Origin of the sequence: Streptomyces fulvoviolaceus (assembly GCF_000718165.1) — a bacterium.
GTDB lineage: Bacteria > Actinomycetota > Actinomycetes > Streptomycetales > Streptomycetaceae > Streptomyces > Streptomyces fulvoviolaceus.
Genome location: NZ_JOEY01000001.1, coordinates 373,626 through 390,259 on the forward strand (window position 1 = coordinate 373,626; position 16,634 = coordinate 390,259).

The following is a 16,634-nucleotide window of genomic DNA, read 5'->3' on the forward strand; positions in this document are numbered from 1 at the left end:
GAAGAGCCGAAACGAGAAATCGGGCGCATAGAACCATGCACCCCGACGTATTCTACCCACACGAAGAAGTAGCGCTCGCCGGGATCTTATACGCAGCCGCAAGGCTCTTATCGAAGATCACGAGCAGAGCATCGGGCATATACATGAATCCCGCACCCTCAGCCTCACCTAGTGCAATGACTAGACTCGACCCATCAGAGAACCCGAAATTGTAAGCCCAAGGCATCTCTGGACATCCCTCATTAGGGATATGCCAGGCGATTCCGATACTCACGATCGACACACCCAAGAACCTCTCCCAATCGACGTGCTCACTCACGTCGATGGGATCACCGGGGAGACTGGTGCCCGATTCTCCAGGACTCCTGAATTCAATCGCCATGCCTTCGTTGACGCCGTCCATTGCCCAGGACAGAACCAGCACGGCCCCACTCTCCATGCCCAGCTCAACAGCCATGTCGACTTCGTGAGCTCGATCTTCCCTATGCCCTTCGGGCCAGCCCTCCCCCCGCGGCGCCACGTAGCGAACCGTTTTCACGATCTGGCCCGCGACAGCCTCCCGGAATTCAGTGATCCCAGCACCGCTATGGGCCAGAGCATCCCACGGGTTGATTACCAGCATTTTCAATACCGCCCAAAGTACTGGAACTGGCCATTGGCATCGAAGGTTGCCCCGATCCCACGTCCACCAGTCGGGTCCGGCATGATATACCGCGTCCCGCCAGCGAAGTTGCCAGAATTTACAGGAGATGTAGCAGTTTTCGGGTTGGTCAGAATGTCATCCAACAGGTCCTGACCGGCAGACTTCAACTGCTTCCCTGGAACCACAGGAAGATCCCCACGGTTCATATGCTTCTGATATTCGCGTCCGGCATGAGTCGTATTCCCCTTAGCCGGACGCATCCCGCTCTGCGAAAGAGCATCCAAATCAGGGCAACCGCCGGAATTGTGAACGAGGACCGGCGTCTCGCCCGCCAGCACATAGTACGTGTGCAAACCGTCGACGGTGAGGTTGCGGGTCTCATGCTTCTCATGGAAAGCGCGGTTCGACGTCACTGTGACCTCGGGACCGGAGTCCGTGCGTAGCGTCATGCCACGGTCGAGGTCGCCTGCGTTGATCCAGGTGTGCTTGCTGGGGGACCAGAACGGGTGGTGAGCGGTCGCAATGATCTGGAACTCGCCGTTGCGGGTCTTCACCGTGAGGTCGGCGAAGTCCTTGTCGTCCTTGGTGATGATGGTGGCAAGAACTGTGCGCGCTTCCGTCTGGCCGGTTTCAGGGTCGGTGGCGAGGACTTCGTCTCCGGTCTTGACGTCCTTGATGCTCTTTGTGGATCCGTCTGCCATGCGAACGTCTTCTTGGGGCGGGAAGCTGTTCAGGCACTGGCCAGCCGCCTGCGCCCGGAGCGCCTTCGCTGCCCGGCTGACGGCCCCGGTGAGAACACCCAGAGCGGCGCCTTCACCCTGGTTGGTGAGAGCTTCGGTCGTGGACTCTTCGTCCCCGTCCAAGGCGTCCGATGTGGCAGCGCCGGCGGCGCCGGCTGCTCCCCAGCACGCGCCTGTGGCCAGGAGGCTCGCACCACCGGTTGGTCCTGCTGCCCCTGCGGCGGCAGTCTCACATGCAGAGAACGCGACAACGGTCATCGCCGTGCCTACGACTCCCGCCCAGAACCCGGTGTTGTCGTGGTCTTCGGTGTACGGCTGGGCAAGGCAGGCGTCACGGACCATGTATCCGTACTGTGAGCAGTCGGTTCCCGGGTCTGTGCTGGTTGTTGGGATGTCGGGAGTGTCTTCCTCTCCGCCCTGGCTGGTGACGTCCCCTGGGCCGCATTCGTCCCAGCCGTCGGTGCATTCTGTTCCGTCGGGATTCTCCCTGATCAGTCCAGACGGGTCGGAGTAGTTGATGGGGTCGTTGCCGCTGTAGCTGTAGGCGGAGAGGTTCTGCGGGTCGTACGGCGTGCTGATCGGGTCGGGGCTGAGGAAGCGGGCGAGGTGGGGGTCGTAGGCGCGGGCGCCGAGGAGAGAGAGTCCGGTGCTGGTGTCCTCGGTCTTGCCGAGGAATCCGCTGTCGGTGCCGGTAGGCAGGCTTCCGCTGCGTTCGTCGCCGAAGGGGGTGTAGCGGCGGCGGGTTGAGGTGCCGGTGGCAGCGTCGACGGCGAGTTGTGTGGAGGCCTGAGTGTCACCCATCAGATAGGTGACCTTGCCGTTGGCGGCGCTGTTGCCCTCCGTCGTGCGCATGGCCACCGTTGCGGAGCCGCTTGTGTAGTAGCGCGTCGCTGTGACCGTGGTGCCGTTGGTGGTGCGCAGTTCCATCCCGCCGATGGAGGCGACCGTCTCTTGCGGCGTGGTACGGACCAGGAGGTTGCCGTCGGCATCGTACGTGTACCGGGTCAGTTCGCTGCCGCTGGACTTGGTGGTCTTGACGGTGGCGAGCCTGCCGAGCTTGTTCCAGTCGTAGTCGGTACTGGTAGTGGTGGTGCCGGATTCGACGCGCGTGTCCATCTGGCCGGCGGCGTCATAGGTGAGGGTTTCCGAGCCGGTCGTGGTGCCGGCGGTGATGGTGTTGATCTTGCGGACGCCGTGCGGCCAGTCGGCGTTGGCGGTGGTCCAGGTGCCGGCGTCGTCGTAGCCGGGATAGAGGTAGTCGCGGGCGGTGGCCTTGCCGGTCGAGTCGGTGTCGGTGACGGACTGGAGATTGCCCAGCCGGTCGTAGCCGTAGGCGCTCTGGTACGGGGCCGTTCCGGTGAAGTCGGAGGTGCTGCCCAGAGCACACGCACCCGCGCTTGACCGGGTGTAGGCGTTGGTCAGTCGGGCTTGGTCGTCGTAGCGGAAGCACTGCGACTGCGCGGTCTGGCCGGTGGCCTGTTCTCTCAGTTCCGTGATCTTGCCGTCGAAGTCGTAGCTGTAGGTGTCCTTCTGGACTTCGCTAAGGGACGCCCCCGGAGGCGTGACGGTGGTGGCGATGCCCTGCAACCAGCGTGTGCCGTTGCTGTCGTTGTAGGTGTAGGTGCGGTGTGCGACTGCGCCCAGCACGGTGGTCAGGCCGTAGGTCCGGGCAGTCAGGCGCCCATAGGCGTCGTACTCCGACGACTTGACGTAGGTGTCCCGGTTGGAGGCCAGGCGGCCGGGCTGGCCGTAACCGTCGTAGGTAGCGGTGACCGTTTCCGCGTCGAGCCCGCCGGCCGCGGGATAGCTGACCGAGGTGACATGGTCCGCGGCGTCGTAGGTGTACTCGGTGGTGTAGTCGCCTGCCAGACCGTTGACGTTGGCCGGGATGCTGACGGTGGTGCTCAGAGGACGGCCGCGGCTGTCGAACTCGTTGGTCTTGACTGTGTATGTGTTGCCGTCCGCGTCCTTGCTGGTCGTCGAGGTGATCTGTCCCTTGCCGCCGGGAACGCTCGTGCCGTCCCAGGTCCAGGAGGCCAGTTCGTCGCTGCCGCTGGACACGGACGTCTGGCGGCCCAGGTTGTCGTAGTCGTAGGACAGGACCGTCTTTCCACCGTTGCTGGTGATGTTGGTGATCCGGCCGTTGGAGTCGTACTCCGTGGTGGAGACGCCTGCGTCCGGGTCGTCCGACTTGGTGCGCTGACCGGCCCAGTCGTAGGTGTAGATCGTGTCGTTGCCGCGCGGATCGGTGATCTTTGAGAGGGCGCCTGTGGCGGTGTACCCGTACTGGGTGGTGAAGGTGGAGCTGCCGTTGTGCCCGACAACCTTCGCGGTCTGCCCATACACGTCGGTGTAGGTGTCGGTAGCGCCGCCCACCTGGGGTATGACGGTGGTGTAGTCGCCTGCGTACGACGTGACCACCCGCCCATACAGCGAGGTCGTGGTCGTGGATCCGTCACCGACAAGGATCTGTGACACGGTGGGGCGACCGGCCCAGTCCAGAGTCAGGTCGGTGTAGGACGGCAGGTCCTCTACCTTGGGACTGACCGGGCTTCCCGAGCCCGCGGTCCCCTGATTACGGAAGACGGCCGACGTGCCCGTGACATTGCCTGCGGTGTCATAGCGGGTGACCGCCACTCGCCGGTTGGGTACCTGCGCTCCCGTAGAGGCATCGACGCCGTCCGGGATGGATGCCTGCGTCTCCCGAGTGCGGCCGAGTCCGTCGGTGTAGGAGTACGAGGACAGATAGGTCGCGCCGGACTGCAGGGTATGGGAGCCCACACGGGGGTAGCCGCTGACGGAGTCCGGGATCCCGCTGCTGGTGGAGGTGGGGATGCTGTAGTCGAACTTGAGGGATGGCGAGCTGCCGGTTTCAGTTGGCAACCACGCCTCGGTCAGGCGGCCTGCGGCGTCCAGGGTGACCTTGGTGACGGCTCCGTTGATGTCCTTGCTTTGGTACGGCGCACCCCAGAATCGGGAGATCCAGACGGTGGACGTCAGCGGGTCTTTGAAGGGGCCGGGGGCTGCGGTCGTGGTGGTGATGCCGTCCAGCGGCCAGGTGTTGGCCGGAGAGTAAGTGGTGGTGGTGCGGCGGAGATTGGCGTCCTCGCTCCAGGTCACGCGGCCCGCGTCGTCGTAACCAGACCTCGCTTTCTGGTATTTGTCCGCACTGGTATATACGCGGGATTCGGTCGGGTTGCCGTCGGTCGGCTTGTTGCCGGTCAGGTCGGTTGCGTAGTCGTACAGGGTGACGGCGTAGCTGTCCTGATTGTCCGCGGCCCGGTCGGTACAGCCCTTCGCGTAGTGACGGGTCTCGTCGGTGAGCACCGTCCAGCGCTGGATCTTGCCGTCCTCGTACAGGTCGGTGTTGTAGGCGCGGCCGTACGTGGTGCACCGGTTGTCGGAGACCGCCGCTTCACCCTGGTCGTCGGTGCGCAGCGGCAGACCGTAGGTGGCGGAGGTGGCCGTCGTGGCGTCGTACTCGTTCTGGACGACGTGGGTGCGCCAGCCGGTAGAAATCTTGGTCTGGGTGGTGGTCTCGTCTTCACGGACGAAGCGGGCGTCGCGCAGTCCCTCGTACTGGGCGGTGTTGTGACTCCAGTACGAGTGGAAGACCCGCTCGTGCGAGCTGCCGGCGTCGTCCCGCGTCGAGGTTTCGATGGTGCGGCCCTGCAGCCACGGAGAGTCGGTGTAGGAGGTGCCCTCGCCGTCGGTGACCAACACGGTCCGCGTGGCCGATGAATCGGTCTTGGAGGTGCGGTCGCCGTCCAGGCCGCGGTAGAGCCAGTGGAACGTGGAGTGCTTGACGGTGCCGCTGCCGGAGGTGACCTCGACGCGCTGGTAGCCGCGCCAGTCCGACCAGGACTCGTCCTCGTCCGGGGTGAGCGGGTCATTGGTGAAGCGCCAGCCGGCCCCGCCCTGGTAGTCGTAGCTGGTGGTCATCTCCGGGGCGCCGTCCTGGCTGCTGGTGACCGTCGGGTCGACGGTCACCTTCGTGACCAGGAATTTCTTGAACCAGCCGGTCTTCGACTCTGTCTCACCCTCGGGCGTCCACTTCTGCCAGTAGCAGTCCTTGGTGTTCGAGGACTGGCTGGGCAGACTGTCCTCGCTGCACGCGTTGGGAGATCCGTAGGTAACCGTGGTGGTGGCGCCCAGGTCACCGTGAATGGTGCTGAGGCGGCGGAAGTTGAGCTCGGTCGAGCCGACCTTGTTGTCCAGGTCGACGCCGTTGAAGTTGATGACCGGCAGAACGATGTCGGTGCCCGTGCCGTAGGTCTTGCGCTGGACGTAGTCCAGCCACAGCGTCTTGCCGATCGCGCCGTCCGGGTTGGGCAGGCCGTGCTTGGTCTGGTACTGCTGCACCAGGTCCCAGCCGTCCGCGGTGGTGTTCAGCACGGACGTCTTGATGTCCCACAGCATGTCCTTGCTGAAGAACGTCGGGTAGTACGTCTTACCCGCGCAGTAGTAGTCCGCCGAACTGCCGTCGCACAGCAGGTCGATGGGCACGTCCGGGTAGGACGAGGGGCTGGAGGCCATCGACGGGCAGGCGTCCGGTTCGCTGCGCAGCGGGTCCGTGTCCGCCATGCGTTCCACGCACCGGCCCACATGGGACAGCTGCACCCTGCCGGTCGGCTTGGAGTTCGCGATCTGGGTCGGCCAGCCGTACTGGATGTCCCGCAGGTAGCCGCCGGAGGTGTAGGAGCGGGCCTTGTCGGTGTTGGCGACCGACCGGTAGTAGTTGGTCTCCTTGTCGTAGAAGTAAGTGGCCTCGACCTCGTTGGCGTCCACCGTGCGGTCCAGGTTCCACCGCCAGGCCTGCGTGCACGGTTCGGGGAACTGGGCGTGGCACGGCTCACCCGTGTTGTTGCCGACCACCGGGACGGTGAACACCGATGCGGTGGCGCCGACGGTGCGCTCAGAGCGACCCCAGCCGAAGTAGTAGCGCTTCCCGTCCTGGGTGGAGATCACCCAGTACTCGTCGTCCGCGCCGTACCCGCCGGACAGGTGCTGCACCCGCCAGCCCGGGTTGTCATGCAGGTGGTAGGAGCCGGTGCCGGTGTTGTCCTGGACCAGCGTCGAGGTCACGCCGTTGAGGTTGATGACGTAGACCGCGCCGTCCGGCTCGTCGGCGGTGTTGGGCGAGTCCCAGCACATGTCGCCGATCGTGTCCAGGCCGTCCTGGGTGCAGTTGCGGTAACGGCGCTCGATGTAGCCGACGTTCAGGTCCCAGCCCATGCCGACCCAGGAGGCCTGGTTGTTCGTCGCCGAGGTGCGGCCGTCGACGGACTGCGAGTTGTAGGTCATGCCCAGTGACGGCGCCGAACCCATCGCCGGGGCCGGCAGGCTGACGGGAAGGTTGTAGGTGAAGGCGCCGGAGCCGGTCGCCACGTCCCAGGAACCGGTCGGGGACAGAGTGGAGGCTCGGTAATCCCCATTGTCCGAGGAGGAACCGCTGCTCAACGCGTAGACCGAGCTGGAGTCGCTGTCCAGCTGTACGGACAGGCCATCGCTGTCAGGTTCGGCCACCACCGTGGCGGTCAGCGTGCCGGACGCGGTGTCGTTCTCGGCGGGCACCACCTCGCGCTCCGTGCAACCCTCGGCTTCAGGGGTCTGCAGGGCGCACGCGGGCAGCTTCACAAGCCGCAGCCGGGAGGCAAAGTCACCGCCGTAGGCGTACTTGAAGCCCGAGTAGTCGATGTCGACCTGCACTTGGCCGGGTGAGGCCACGCCGTCGGTGCGGGTGACCTGCAGGCCCAGCCCCACACCACCGGCCGGGGCTACGTCCTGGCGGTCCAGGACCCTCACATCGACCTGCTCCGGCGACACCAGCTCTTCGGCCGGCTCTGCCGTGCTGGTCGGTTCACTCGGTGCGGGCGGTTCGCTCGACTCGGGCTACGACGGCTGGGGCGATGCGGTGCTGCTCGGCTCCGGGCTCGCGGACGCCGTCGCCTCGGTGCCGTCCGAGGTGCTGGGAGCTGGTGTGGGCGTGGCGGTGCCCTCGGCGGCCGACTGTGTCCGTGACAGCTGGGGCGTAGCGCCTTCTGCGTCGGGTATGGGCGCCACCTCGACCACGTCGGCGACTTCGGTGGCGTCCCCACTGGCCGTGGCGGACGGCTCCGGCGTTACCGTGCCCGGCTCCCCCGGTGCTGACTGCGACAGATCCACCGTCGCCTCGGCGGCATCCGGCCAGCTCGGCTCCGGCAGCGCCTTGCCCGCTTCCTCCGCCTGCTGGGCCGGGACGGTTCCCAGTGACTGCGACGGCACCAGCGGTGTCGTCTCGCCCGAGGCTGCGGCCGCCGAGGGTGATGTCACCACCGCCCCGGTCGACAACAGGCCGGCCAACACCGCGCCCGCCACTGTGACGGACAACCAACGCGCACGCCGAGCAGCCACTCGAACTCCCGCCCCACGCAGCCCCCGCACCTCTCGTGCGCGGACCGCAGCCCAATGAACAAAAACACTCGGCGACCAGGCCGAACCGGCCGTGCTCCCCAGCACGCTGGAGCCAGCTCAACCCAGAAGTCGATCAGTGAAGCGAGACAGTAACTGCCATGAACATCCTGTGAACAGGAGGGGACTTAATGGACGGTTCCATTCCGACCCCATGACCTTGCTCACAGCTACCGAAGCGCAGGTCGCGCGTACGGCACCGGGATCCGGCATGGCTTCGGGCGACAACACCGCGCGTCTATCTCGAACCGCGAGACGGCGTGACAGAGCACCGGGCCGGTTCCTCCAGCTCGCACCACACCGTCTTGCGATCGGCACCCGGTTCTACGCCCCACCGCCGGGCCAGCGCGTCGAGGAGAGCGAGGCCACGGCCGTTCTCGTCCGTGGCGGTGGCCCGCAGCAGGAGGGGCAGGGCACGCGGGTCGGGGTCGGTGACCTCGACCCGCGTGGACCCGTGAACCGTGCGCAGAACCCGGACGGTCACCGGCGTGCCCTCGCCGAGGTGGTCAATCACGTTCGTCAGTAACTCGCTTGCACATAGGCGCACTTCGAAGCTGTGGTGACGAAGATGGTGCCGCAGCTCGGGTACCGACTTCGGCGTGGCGAGCAGGTCGAGTTCGAAGGTCATCCCTCTGCCGCCTTGCGGAGGGCCGCGGCGAGTTCGCGGGCCGTGGCCGGGTTGCAGTTGCCGAGTGCGATCTGGCCCGTGGGTGGTGTGCGGAGGGAGGGCAGCGTGATGCCGTGCAGGGCGAGGGCGTCGCGGAGTTCCTCCAGGCAGAGGGTGGTGTCGTAGGGGGTTTGCATGGGCCGCCAACTCCTGTGCGCTCTGTGACGAATTGCTCACAGACTGACGTGCGGCTGGCTACCGTAAAAGGGGGTTCGCGTTCGCGACCGGGACTGCGGAAGGTGAACGATGGCACAGCGCAAGGACATCGACGGCTCGATGAGCGTCCCGACCTTCTACGGCAAGGAGTTGAGGTGGAAGCGGGAGGCGGCGGGGCTGTCGTGGGAGGCGTTGATCAAGGGCAGCTTCTTCGGCAAGACGTATCTCAGCGACATCGAGCGCGGTGAGCGGCGGATGCCGGTGGAACTGGCCCGGCATGTGGATCAAGTGCTGGGGACCGACGGGTTCTTCGAGCGGCACTGTGAGGACGTACGGAAGGCGCGGAGGGGGCCGCACGCCGCGTACTTCGAGAAGGTCCTGGAGGCGGAGAAGCACGCCAAGACCATCGAAGAGTGGAGCCCCACCATCCTTCCGGGGCTGCTCCAAACCCCGGCGTACGCGCGGGCCGTGGTAAGAGCGACGCATCCGCTGGCTCTTGACGAGGAGGTGGAGGAAAAGGTCGCCGCCCGCATGGCGCGGGCCTGCCTCTTCGAAGAGGACCATCACACCCCGTCGTACTGGGCGATCCTGCACGAGTCGCTGATGACCGACGCAGTCTTGCCCCCGCGCGAGATGGCCGAACAGCTCGACCGAATCGTGGAACTCGCGGAACGGCGTCGCATCGCTACGCAGATCGTTCTGCGGAAGAGCGGTCCGCATCCATTCATGCTCGGCACCGCCAAGGTCATGACCTTCCCGGACGCCCCGCCGCTGTTCTACACGGAGTCGTTGCACAGCGGGGACACCATCGACGATCCGGCCCTCGTGGAGGAGTACCGCAGGTCGTACGATCTGCTCAGGGCCGTAGCACTGTCACCAGACACGTCCCTGGCCATGATCAAGGCAGCCGCAGAGGAATACCGAAATGGCAAGCAACCGGATCGACTTGAGTGACGCTCTCTGGCTCAAGAGCAGCTACAGCAACGGCAGCGGCGGCGACTGCGTGGAGATCGCCAGCGACTTCCCCGGCCTCGTCCCCGTACGCGACTCCAAGGCCCCCGACGGCCCCGCGCTCCTCCTCACCGACCGCGCCTGGGCCCCCTTCGTCGCGGCGCTCAAGTCGAACTGATCGCCGACTGGCCGAGTCGGGGTTGCGGCGAGTGGCGGCGGTGTACTTTCCTAGTAGTACGAAGCCCCCGCCACGGCCGGTATCCGCGACAGGGGCTCCAGCTCGGCAGGAGCTTCGGTGGGAGGTCCCTAGTACTGAGAGGGATCTCCCGCTACCTGGCGAGCAACCAGAGCCACCACCTCCTCACGTGCTTGGCGCAGCACTCCGGCAAGCGGCGAGTGAGCCGACACACGAGAGTCGGTTTCGGTCTGGCGTGACGTCCCATAGGTGCGCCTCCCTTTCCATAGGGAGGCGGCCTTTTTTCGTACCCGGAACCGCCCCGCTTCGGGCCGGGCCCCGAGGAGAGGGGGCCCGGAACAAGGGAGGCGCACCCGAGGCGCGTCACATGCCGGATATTACCGGCAACTCCCTTACGCGAAGCGAAAGTTGAGGGCGGCCACCCGATCGGGTGGCCGCCCTCAGTCGACTGACGTCAGCAGACGTCCGTAGCGCGGTGGTCGGTCAGACCGCCGAACCCGCCTTCCAGTCCGCCCAGCTCATGTTCCAGCCGTTGAGACCGTTGGACGGGTCGACCGTCTTGTCGCCGGTGTTCTGGACGACCACGACGTCACCGATGATCGAGTTGGTGTAGAACCAGTAGCCCGGCGTGCCCGTGTCGTTGGCGCCCTTGGTGTCCGACAGACCCACGCAGCCGTGGCTGGTGTTCACGCTGCCGAAGACGGACTTCGCGCCCCAGTAGTTGCCGTGCACGAAGGTGCCGGAGTTGGTCAGACGCATGGCGTGCGGTACGTCCTTGATGTCGTACTCGCCCTTGCCGTCGTCGTCGGTGAAGCCGACCGTCGCGCCGTTCATCCGGGTCTCCTTGAACTTCTCGGAGATCACCATCTGGCCCTCGTACGTCTTGTTCTCGGGCGAACCGGCGGAGATCGGGATGGTCTTGACGGTCTTGCCGTCCTGCGTGACCTTCATCTGCTTGGTCTGCGCGTCGACGTAGGTGACCTGGTTGCGGCCGATCTTGAAGGTGACCGTCTTCTGCTGGACGCCGTAGACACCGTCCGCGCCCTCGACACCGTCGAGCGCGAGCTTCAGCGTGACGGTGGAGTTCTCCTGCCAGTACTCGTCCGGGCGGCAGTCCATGCGGTTGGCGTTGAACCAGTGGCAGACGACCTCCTGCCCGCTGCTGGAGGAGACGGTGACACCCTTCTGGACGGCCGCCTTGTTGGTGATCGCCTTGTCGAAGTTGATCGACACCGGCATGCCCACGCCGACGGTGGAGCCGTCGTCCGGCGTGAAGTAGCCGAGGAAGCTGTTGGTCGGCGAGACCGTGGTGAACGAGGCGTTCTCGTGGGCGACGCGGCCGTCGGAGTCCTTCGCCTCGGCCGTCACCTTGTAGGTGGTGGAGCGCTCGAGCTGGCCGCTGGGCTTCCAGCTGGTCTTGTCGGCGGATATCTCGCCGCTGACCTCGGCGCCGGCCTCGGTGGTCATCGACACGTCCGTGAGCGTGCCCTTGCTCACGGTGACGGCGGCGGAGTTGTTGATGGAGGCGTTGTCCGAACCGTCCTTTGGCGTGATCTTGATCGTGGCCTCGGAGGTCTTCTTGGCCGCGGCCTCGTCGACCTTCGACTGGGAGCTGTCGTTGCCGCTGTCGCTGCCGGAGGCATCGTTGTCGCCGCTGGAACACGCCGACAGCACCAGCACACCGCCGAGCAGTGCGGAGGCGACCGTCAGGCCCCTGCGCCGCTTACCGACCGTCATCACACGCTTCTCCATCGTTGCCGATTCCCCAGAAACCCCGAGAGTCCCCGTCAATGAAACTTAAACGCTACGACCGGTTCGTCCCGTTCCACATTCTTGGAAGGTGTGGGGCACACCACGTCCGCCGTGGCGGGTGGTGCGGGTGTCGGTCCGTGCGCCCCCTGAGACGACGAAACCCCGGGCCGCGGTTGCCGCCCGGGGTCACGTTTTCCCCAAGCCTGCTCAGTTGACGGCCTCTTCGCCCTCGTCCGCGTCCTCATCATCCTCGTCGAGGTCCCAGTCAGGCGAATCGGGGTCGTAGTCGATCTGCTCGCTGCTCCAGGAAGCCTGGGCGAGTTCGACCCCCGGCATCTCGCTGACCAGGTCGAACGGGTCCACGAGATACGCGAGAGCCTCCGCGGTGTCTTCCGTCACAGCGCCCTCGGCGTGGGCCCTTTCGTCGGCCGGCATCTCGGGATCGTCGCCGATCCGGGCCAGCGCGGCCTTGGTGACGGCGTCCAGGTCGTCGATCTCGACGACCAGTTCTACTCGAAGTCGTACAAACCGTGATGCTTCTGCAGTGCTCATGCTCGGAGCGTACGGCCCGTACCGCCCACGACTTTCCCGCGACCCGCGACGTTCATTAGCATCGGCACACACGGCCAATTCGCCAGCGCCACAAGGGGATCGATATTCCGTGTCATCAGTTCGCCGTCCGTTGCTGACCGCCACCGCCGCGGCGACCCTCCTGGGCGCCCTGTGGTTCGTCCCCTCCGCGGGCGCGACCCAGGACGAACCGGCGAGAACACAGCCTTCGGCAACCCCGTCGGCGCAGGTCACGACACAGGCGCGGGCCGCGTCCACCACCGCCGACGGGACGGCGGACGGCACCGAACTCGCCGACACCGGCAGCTTCGACACCACGCCGTACGTCGTCGGTGGCAGCCTGTTCCTCACCCTGGGCGCCGGTTTCGTCGTCTATTCCGTACGGCGGGAACGCCTCGGGTTTTAAACCGACTTGACGATTTCTTTGTGCGGCCTTCATAGTCCGCCCATGAAGAGATCATCGGGCGCGCGGATAGCCGCCACGGTTGCCGTGAGTGCGCTGTCGCTCGCCCTTGTCACGGGGTGTGGCGGAGATTCGGACGACTCGAAGGGGTCCGAGGCGTCCTCCTCGCCGACCAGGGCCGCGAAGGCGCTCGGCGCGGCCGAGCTGGAGAAGCTGCTGCTGGCGACGGCCGACCTCAAGGGGTACAAGGCCGCCTCCGGCGACGACACGCTGCCGAAGTCCAAGAGCGAGGTCAAGGGCGCCGAGGCGGAGTGCGCACCGCTCGGCTACGCCATGGCCGGTCTCGCGCCGGGCGACACCGACGCGAACGTCAGCAACACCATCACCGCGGACAACACCTCGGCCGCCGCCAGCAAGTCCCCCGACGACATCAGCGAGGCCGACCTCGAGAACGCCTTCAACGTCGACGTGACGTTCGTGGGTCTGTCCTCGTACGACGGCGACGGCGCCGAGAAGGCGTTCAAGGCGGTCTCCGACGGCATCACGGCCTGCTCGGGCGGGTTCGGCGCCACGCTCCAGGGCGAGGACCTGAAGATCGCCGAGGTCGCCCCGGTGAAGGCCTCGGGGAAGGGTGACGAGTCCGTCGCGTTCTCCGTGGAATCCGACATGGACGGCGAGGGCACGGCCACCTTCAACACCGAGGTGGTGCGCGTCGGCAACACCGTCGCCACGTTCTACACGGTGAACTTCGCCGCGCTCGGAGGCGGCAAGGCGGCCGACGTGCCGACGGCCGTGATCGAGGCCCAGGTGACCAAGCTCAAGTAGTCCGCTCCGGGGCCCTGTCCGTCGTACGACAGGGCCCCGCACGTCCTACCGCAGCGGCCCGGTGACCGTCTCCACCGCCGCCACCAGGTGCCCGCCCCGCACGAACCCGTCCGCAGCCGCGAGGTCCGGCGCCAGGAACCGGTCCGGCCCCGGCCCCTGAACCCCCGCCTTCCGTACGGCGGTGATGGCGGCCTGCGAGGCCGCCGCGGGCGTCAGCCCCTCACGCAGCTCGACGGCGCGCGTGGCGGCGTACAGCTCAATGGCGATGACACGGGTCAGGTTGTCGACGGCGGTGCGCAGCTTGCGTGCGGCCGACCACCCCATGGACACGTGGTCCTCCTGCATGGCGGAGGACGGAATGGAGTCCGCCGAAGCCGGTACGGCGAGCCGTTTCAGCTCGCTGACCAGCGCGGCCTGCGTGTACTGGGCGATCATGAGCCCCGAGTCGACACCCGCGTCATCGGCGAGGAACGGCGGCAGCCCATGGCTGCGGTTCTTGTCGAGCAGCCGGTCGGTCCGCCGCTCGGCGATGGACGCGAGGTCAGCGACGGCGATGGCGAGGAAGTCGAGGACATAAGCCACGGGCGCGCCATGGAAGTTCCCGTTGGACTCCACACGCCCGTCAGCCAGCACCACCGGGTTGTCCACCGCCGAAGCCAGCTCCCGCTCGGCGACCAGCCGCGCATGGGCCATGGTGTCCCGCCCGGCACCGGCGACCTGCGGGGCACAGCGCACGGAGTAGGCGTCCTGGACGCGCGGCGCGTCGTCCTGGTGATGCCCGGTGAGCTCCGAACCCTTCAGCACGGCCAGCATGTTGGCGGCCGAGGCCCCCTGCCCCGGATGCGGGCGGATGGCGTGCAGTTCAGGCGCGAGCACTTTGTCGGTACCGAGAAGCCCTTCGAGCGAGAGGGCGGCCGTGATGTCGGCGGACTTGTAGAGCATGTCCAGGTCGGCGAGGGCCATGACCAGCATGCCGAGCATGCCGTCGGTGCCGTTGAGAAGGGCGAGCCCTTCCTTCTCGCGCAGCTCGACGGGCGCGATCCCGTGCTCGGCGAGCAGCTCACCGGCGGGCCGGACGACCCCGTCGGGCCCCTCGGCGTCCCCTTCTCCCATGAGAGTCAGGGCGCAGTGGGACAGGGGAGCCAGGTCACCGGAGCAGCCGAGGGAGCCGTACTCGTGCACCACGGGCGTGATCCCGGCATTGAGCACGTCGGCCATGGTCTGGGCGACCTCGGGCCGAACTCCCGTATGCCCCGAACAGACGGTCTTGAGCCGCAGGAACATCAGCGCCCGTACGACTTCCCGCTCGACCCGCGGCCCCATGCCGGCGGCGTGCGAGCGGACGATGTTGCGCTGCAGCTGGGCACGCAGCTCCTGGCTGATGTGCCGGGTCGCCAGGGCACCGAAGCCGGTGCTGACGCCGTAGACGGGCTCGGGCTTGGCCGCCAGCGTGTCCACGATCCCGCGGGCGGCGGCGAGGGCCGCCACCGCCTCCGCGGAGAGCTCGACCCGGGCGCCGTCGCGCGCCACGGCGAGGACGTCGGACGCGGTGACCCCGGACGTCCCCACCACCACAGTGTGCATATCCATATTCAGGAGCGTACGCAGTGAATTCGAGGATGTCACCATCGGGGACGGTGTTTGCCCCTTACCGATGCGTCACACCTCAGGGCCGCCCGCGGAAGCGGCGACGCTCGGCGGTGGTCTCCTTGGAGGGCGCGTCGGCAAGCCGTACAACGGGATCATCAGGCCCCTCGCGCCCGGCGACGACCGGCTTGGCGGCCCGCTCGGCCTTGGCCCGGTACTGGGCCGCGTCGGCGAGCCGGAACAGCCGCCGGGCGGAGTGGACGGGCCCGATGGGATCCGTGGTGGAAGCGACCCCGCAGGCCACCCCTTCACCGAGCTCCAATTCAGCTGCCCGGCGGCACAGTTCGTCGGCCGCCCTCACCACCTCGTCGGCGGACGGCCCGACCGCGAGCAGACAGAACTCGTCACCGCCGAGACGCGCCGCGAGCGCGCCGGGCAGCATGGCCCCGCACAGCGAGAGGACCGACCCGAACCGCTCGAGAAGCCGGTCGCCGACGGCATGCCCGCAGGTGTCGTTGACCCGCTTGAGCCCATTGAGATCGCAGACGACAAGACTGACGACCACGCCGTCCCTCTTGTGCCGGTCGACGGCTTCGTCGAGGCGTACGTCGACGGCGCGGCGGTTGGCGAGTCCGGTGAGGGCGTCGGTGAACGCCAGCCGTCTCGCCTCCTCCAGCCGCTCGGCCTGGGCGATACCGGCGGCGACGACGGCGGCCAGGACGGTGGCGAAGTCGGCGTCGGCGCGGTCGAAGACGGGCGCCCCGGCGGGGCGGGCGACGTACAGCTCACCCCATGCCCGCCCGTTCAGCACGATCGGAGCGACGACGCAGCACCCACGCCCTCGCCTCCGGAGGGCGGCGACGCGCTGATGGATGTATCCGGGACGCCCCCCGGCGGCCGGCCCCTCCGCGGTCTCCACCCAGGCGTTGGGCCCACCGCCCCCGGCCCACCGCTCGTGCAGGAACTCGGTGATCTCCGGGAACTGGTGCACGGGGTAGGCCTCGGCGTCGGGGAACTCCTCCTCGTCCGGGGCGCGCTCCCCCACGTTCACGAGGACCCTGAGCCTGCCGAGCTCCCGCTCCCATACGGACAGCGCGGCGAAGTTTCCACCCAGGGCGCGGCACGCCCCGGCCGCCGCGGCACGCCACGCCTCGCGCGAGCCGTGGGCTGCCGCCATGCCCTGCGCCAGCGCGACGACGGCCGCGAGCCGCGTGTCCTCACCCATCACTCCAGGCTAGGGATGTTGCCGGGCGGGGGTGATCTGCGGTTGGGCCGTTCGTGAGCGCGGGTCGCGCCGCGGGGTGCCGGGTGAGGTCGTAGGGCGTCTGCGGGCCGGTGGGGGCGGGTCGCGCCGCGGGGTGCCGGGTGAGGTCGTACGGCGTCTGCGGGCCGGTGGGGACGGGTCGCGCCGCGGGGTGCCGGGTGAGGTCGTACGGCGTCTGCGGGCCGGTGGGGGCGGGGCGCGCAGTTCCCCGCGCCCCTGAGGGCGTTGCCGCGGCCGCCGATGGTGAGCAACCCTGCACGGGCATGGGCGTCAGCCGCCGACGGCGAGAACCCGGCGTGGGCGTGGGCGTCGTCAGCCGCGTACGGCGAGCAGGGGACGTGCCGGGGGGTGTCCGCCCGCAGCGGCGGGCGTCCATCACCGAGCACAACCCCAGCACACAGCACCGCCCGACCGAGGACGGACACCCCCC

General features: G+C 67.4%; 13 protein-coding genes. 4 read left to right on the forward strand and 9 right to left on the reverse strand.

The window, feature by feature from the left end:
- Positions 1 to 52: 52 nt before the first annotated feature.
- From IG08_RS0101805 to IG08_RS0101820, 5 genes are all read right to left on the reverse strand, one after another.
- The gene (locus tag IG08_RS0101805) at positions 53 to 628 is read right to left on the reverse strand and encodes a hypothetical protein (RefSeq protein WP_158812167.1); all 576 of its coding nucleotides are present in this window, start codon (positions 626 to 628) and stop codon (positions 53 to 55) included.
- Positions 625 to 6,711 (reverse strand): polymorphic toxin-type HINT domain-containing protein, encoded by a 6,087-nt coding sequence (locus tag IG08_RS60555; RefSeq protein ID WP_420823273.1) that lies wholly within the window; start codon positions 6,709 to 6,711, stop codon positions 625 to 627. Before IG08_RS60555 ends, IG08_RS0101805 begins: the two co-directional genes overlap by 4 nt.
- A gap of 564 nt (positions 6,712 to 7,275) precedes the next feature.
- Complete coding sequence (locus IG08_RS61090) at positions 7,276 to 7,752, reverse strand: hypothetical protein (RefSeq protein WP_158812168.1); 477 nt, start codon at positions 7,750 to 7,752, stop codon at positions 7,276 to 7,278.
- 319 nt (positions 7,753 to 8,071) lie between these two features.
- A complete protein-coding gene (locus tag IG08_RS0101815) occupies positions 8,072 to 8,461 on the reverse strand; it encodes an ATP-binding protein (protein ID WP_030595235.1) in 390 nt (129 codons plus the stop codon).
- A complete protein-coding gene (locus tag IG08_RS0101820; protein WP_030595239.1) occupies positions 8,458 to 8,637 on the reverse strand; it encodes a hypothetical protein in 180 nt (59 codons plus the stop codon). Before IG08_RS0101820 ends, IG08_RS0101815 begins: the two co-directional genes overlap by 4 nt.
- Before the next feature lie 109 nt (positions 8,638 to 8,746).
- On the opposite strand from IG08_RS0101820, the gene IG08_RS0101825 reads away from it, so the two are divergent.
- Both IG08_RS0101825 and IG08_RS0101830 read left to right on the forward strand, forming a co-directional pair.
- Positions 8,747 to 9,610, forward strand: a complete 864-nt coding sequence (locus tag IG08_RS0101825; protein WP_030595241.1) for a helix-turn-helix domain-containing protein — start codon at positions 8,747 to 8,749, stop codon at positions 9,608 to 9,610.
- Positions 9,582 to 9,785: a DUF397 domain-containing protein gene (locus IG08_RS0101830; RefSeq protein WP_030595242.1), complete on the forward strand. Its 204-nt coding sequence runs from the start codon at positions 9,582 to 9,584 to the stop codon at positions 9,783 to 9,785. Before IG08_RS0101825 ends, IG08_RS0101830 begins: the two co-directional genes overlap by 29 nt.
- Before the next feature lie 501 nt (positions 9,786 to 10,286).
- Here the strand turns inward: IG08_RS0101830 and IG08_RS0101835 are convergent.
- The gene (locus tag IG08_RS0101835; protein WP_234342779.1) at positions 10,287 to 11,555 is read right to left on the reverse strand and encodes a L,D-transpeptidase; all 1,269 of its coding nucleotides are present in this window, start codon (positions 11,553 to 11,555) and stop codon (positions 10,287 to 10,289) included.
- Positions 11,556 to 11,762: 207 nt separating this feature from the next.
- A complete protein-coding gene (locus IG08_RS0101840) occupies positions 11,763 to 12,107 on the reverse strand; it encodes a hypothetical protein (RefSeq protein WP_030595248.1) in 345 nt (114 codons plus the stop codon).
- Positions 12,108 to 12,216: 109 nt separating this feature from the next.
- Between IG08_RS0101840 and IG08_RS0101845 the strand changes: the two genes are divergently transcribed.
- Together IG08_RS0101845 and IG08_RS0101850 are read left to right on the forward strand one after the other, a co-directional pair.
- Positions 12,217 to 12,531 carry a hypothetical protein gene (locus IG08_RS0101845; protein ID WP_199820792.1) on the forward strand — a complete coding sequence of 105 codons (315 nt, stop codon included), beginning with the start codon at positions 12,217 to 12,219 and terminating at the stop codon, positions 12,529 to 12,531.
- Positions 12,532 to 12,573: 42 nt separating this feature from the next.
- A complete protein-coding gene (locus IG08_RS0101850) occupies positions 12,574 to 13,353 on the forward strand; it encodes a hypothetical protein (RefSeq protein WP_030595252.1) in 780 nt (259 codons plus the stop codon).
- A gap of 45 nt (positions 13,354 to 13,398) precedes the next feature.
- Here the strand turns inward: IG08_RS0101850 and hutH are convergent, their stop codons facing one another.
- Both hutH and IG08_RS0101860 read right to left on the reverse strand, forming a co-directional pair.
- Positions 13,399 to 14,937 (reverse strand): histidine ammonia-lyase, encoded by a 1,539-nt coding sequence (gene hutH, locus IG08_RS0101855; RefSeq protein WP_030595254.1) that lies wholly within the window; start codon positions 14,935 to 14,937, stop codon positions 13,399 to 13,401.
- Between the two features lie 82 nt (positions 14,938 to 15,019).
- Positions 15,020 to 16,165: a GGDEF domain-containing protein gene (locus IG08_RS0101860; RefSeq protein ID WP_030595255.1), complete on the reverse strand. Its 1,146-nt coding sequence runs from the start codon at positions 16,163 to 16,165 to the stop codon at positions 15,020 to 15,022.
- Between the last annotated feature and the right edge of the window lie 469 nt (positions 16,166 to 16,634).